We start from the raw sequence: 2,947 nt of genomic DNA on the forward strand, positions 1-2,947 counted from the left end.
GGTTGCTCGCCGAACATCCTGAAGCTGCGCAACAACATCATCGTGGTCGGCGGGCAGGTGGGCTTCGAGGCGGCGTCGGCGGCCGTCCCGGCGGCGGCGAACAGTTCGAGCAGCGCGTCGTCGACGAGATCGGTGCGCGGAGCGTTGGAGAGCCACCCCTCGCGGAACGCGGCGCACAGCCCCGCGTCGAGCCCCGCGGTTCTGGTGATCTCGTGGTCGCCGTGCACGCCGAGGTAGGTCGCCACCATGGGGCGCAGCCGGTCGCGGGCCGCGCGCGCGTCCTCGCCCACCGACAGCCCGACGTAGGCGGCCAGCTCCACCCCGGCCCCGACGCGCTCGCGGACCGAGGCGACGTAGGGCGCGGAGGAGAGGATGGACAGCAGCAGGCCGTCCGCCCGCTCGGCGGCCAGGGCCAGCGCCCGCGGCCCCTTGACCCCCAGCACGATCGGCGGGGTGCGGCGCGGCGGGGTGAAGGACAGCCCGGCCGACACGCGGAAGTGCTCGCCCCGGTGGTCGACGCGCTCGCCGGTCATCATCGCCCTGACGATGTCGACCGCCTCGGCCAGGCGGCCGATCGGCCGGTCGAAGGGGATGCCGAGCTGGTCGGTCATCCAGCGGGAGTTGCTCGCGCCGAGGCCGAGGATCGCGCGCCCGCCGCTGATCTCCTCCAGGGCGGCGAGCTCCATGGCGATCAGCGCCGGGTGGCGGGTCCAGGGGTTGACCACCCCGATGCCCACCCGGATCCGCCCGGTGACCGCGGCGATCGCGCCGGCCAGCGCGAAGGCGCCGCGCTCGCAGTAGTCCTCGGTGATCCACACGGTGTCGAACCCGGCCTCCTCGGCGAGCCTGGCGACCGCGACGGCGGAGGCGGCGTCGCGGTGCCCGGAGATGGAGAACGCGAGTCTCATCGCTCGCCCTCCGGGCCGAGGTCGCCACTTCGCCGGTCGAGTGCGGCGAGCCCCCGGTCGAGCGCGGCGGGCGTGGGTTCCACGACGGGCACCGGCGGCAGGGTGGCGGCGGTGGCCCCGACGTCCTTCAGGCCGGTGGAGGTGCCGACCACGACCACGGTGGCGTCGGCGGGCAGCGCGCCCGACCCGGCCAGGTCCTCCACCGCGACCAGCGCGGTGACGGACGAGGCCTCCAGGTACAGGCCGGCCTCCCGGCCGAGCCTGCCCTGCGCGTCGAGGATGCGCGCGTCGTCGGGGACGGGCACCGCCCGGCCGCCGGTCGCCCGCAGCGCGGCCAGGCCCTGGAAGGTCCCATACGGCGAGGCGATGGAGAACGCGACCGACGGGGCGGTCGGCACCGGTCCCGCGGTGTCCGTGCCGGCGGCCAGGGCGGCGTGGTGCGGGCCGAACGGCTCGGCCGCGACGAGGACCGGCATCCGGTCGGCCAGCCCCGACTCCACGAGGTCGGCGAAGCCGCGCCGGATCCCGGCCAGCCCGTCGGCGTAGGCGACGGGCACGACCACCTGGTCGGGAGTCCGGCCGAGGTCGGTGACGATCTCGTAGGCGATCGTCTTGTAGCCGTCGACGCCGTAGGGGATGGACCCCACCGGCGGGTCGGCGTGCCCGGACATCGCCAGCCAGCCGCGCTCCTCGACGAGCCGCCGCATCAGACGCCACCGATCCGGGGGGTTCTCCAGGGCGACGACGCGAGCACCGTACACCTGCATGAGGGTCTTCATCGTGGCCGGTACCGACGCCACGGTCAGCACCACGCAGGGCAGCCCCGCGCGCGCCGCGTAGGCGGCGACCGCCGCCCCGTGGTTACCGGTGCTCGCCACGACCACCGCCGGGGCGCCCAGTTCCACGGCCTTGGTGACCGCCACGGCGGCCAGCCGGTCCTTGTAGGACCAGGTCGGGTTGCGGGTCTCGTCCTTGACGAGGACCGCGCCGAGCCCGAGGCGTTCGGCGGTGCGGGGGAGCGGCACCAGCGGGGTGCCGCCCTCGCCCAGGCTCACCGCGGGTGTGGCGCCGTCCAGCGGCAGCAGCGCGCGGTGGCGGAACAGCCCCGGCTGGGTGGGGTCACAGGGCAGGCCGCGCAGGCCGCCGAGGTCGTAGACCGGGAGCACGTTGGCGGGCGCCCCCTCCTTCTCGCAGACCGGGCAGCCGCGCCCGACGAGTTCCAGCGAGGGGTCGGGGTAGGTCGCCGAGCACCGCTGGCAGGCCAGCCGGCCGAGGTAGCGGGAGACCGGGGTCATGCCGGCACCACCGTCAGCTCCCTCGGCGAGCGGGTGAACAGCTCCGCCCCGTCGCCGGTCACCACCAGGGTGTCCTCCACCATCATCCCGCCCCATCCGAGGTTGTAGTACGGCGTCTCGAAGCAGAATGTCATGCCCGGTTCCAGCGCCGTCTCCACGCCGGGGGAGACGATGGGCGGTTCGTAGACGGCGAGGCCGATGCCGTGCCCGCAGTGCTGGCGCCGATAGGGCGTGACCCCCTCCCGCCGCACCGCCCGCATCGCGACGTCGAAGACCTCCGAGGCGGTCACGCCGGGACGGGTCAGGGCGACCTGCTCGTCCAGGCCGGCGAGGATCGCCGCGTAGTGACCGGCCTGGCGCGCGTCGGGCGCGCCGAGCACCGCGGTGCGCCCGATGTCGGACCAGTAGCCGGCGTACAGGCAGCCGATGTCGAAGCGGGCCAGCTCGCCGGGGCGCCAGCGCCGGTCGGTCGGGTGGGCGTCGGCCAGGGCGGAGCGCGGACCGGTGGTCGCCACCACGAAGCGAGGCTCGGCGCCCCCGGCGACCATCGTGGCGGCCACCGCCTGGGCGAGCTCGTGCTCGGACACCCCCTCCGCGGCGATCTCCAGGGCGGCGTGGACTCCGGCCTCGGCGAGCCGGGCGGCGTGGCGCAGCAGCGCCACCTCACCGGGGAGCTTCACTCCGCGGACCCGGCTCGCCCAGCCGGTGGCGTCGGCCGCGGCGGGGTCGCCCGCGGCCTCGCGC

The 2,947-nt window shown here is 75.7% G+C and carries 3 protein-coding genes; all 3 read right to left on the minus strand.

Going from position 1 to position 2,947, the window contains the following annotated elements:
* On the minus strand, positions 1 to 908 hold a 908-nt coding region (locus ABZ260_RS49350), incomplete at its 3' end, for an LLM class flavin-dependent oxidoreductase (protein WP_355632421.1).
* Positions 905 to 2,203, minus strand: coding sequence for a pyridoxal-phosphate dependent enzyme (locus ABZ260_RS49355; protein WP_355632424.1), 1,299 nt, complete (start codon positions 2,201 to 2,203; stop codon positions 905 to 907). The genes ABZ260_RS49355 and ABZ260_RS49350, both read right to left, overlap by 4 nt.
* The coding region (locus ABZ260_RS49360) for a Xaa-Pro peptidase family protein (RefSeq protein ID WP_355632427.1) at positions 2,200 to 2,947 on the minus strand (748 nt) is incomplete at its 5' end. The genes ABZ260_RS49355 and ABZ260_RS49360, both read right to left, overlap by 4 nt.

The organism is Streptosporangium sp. NPDC006013, assembly GCF_040614275.1.
Lineage (GTDB): Bacteria > Actinomycetota > Actinomycetes > Streptosporangiales > Streptosporangiaceae > Streptosporangium.

Excerpts from the sequence above, each read along its gene's own strand:
- ABZ260_RS49355 (WP_355632424.1), bottom strand. The coding sequence starts at position 2,203 with ATGACCCCGGTCTCCCGCTACCTCGGCCGGCTGGCCTGCCAGCGGTGC.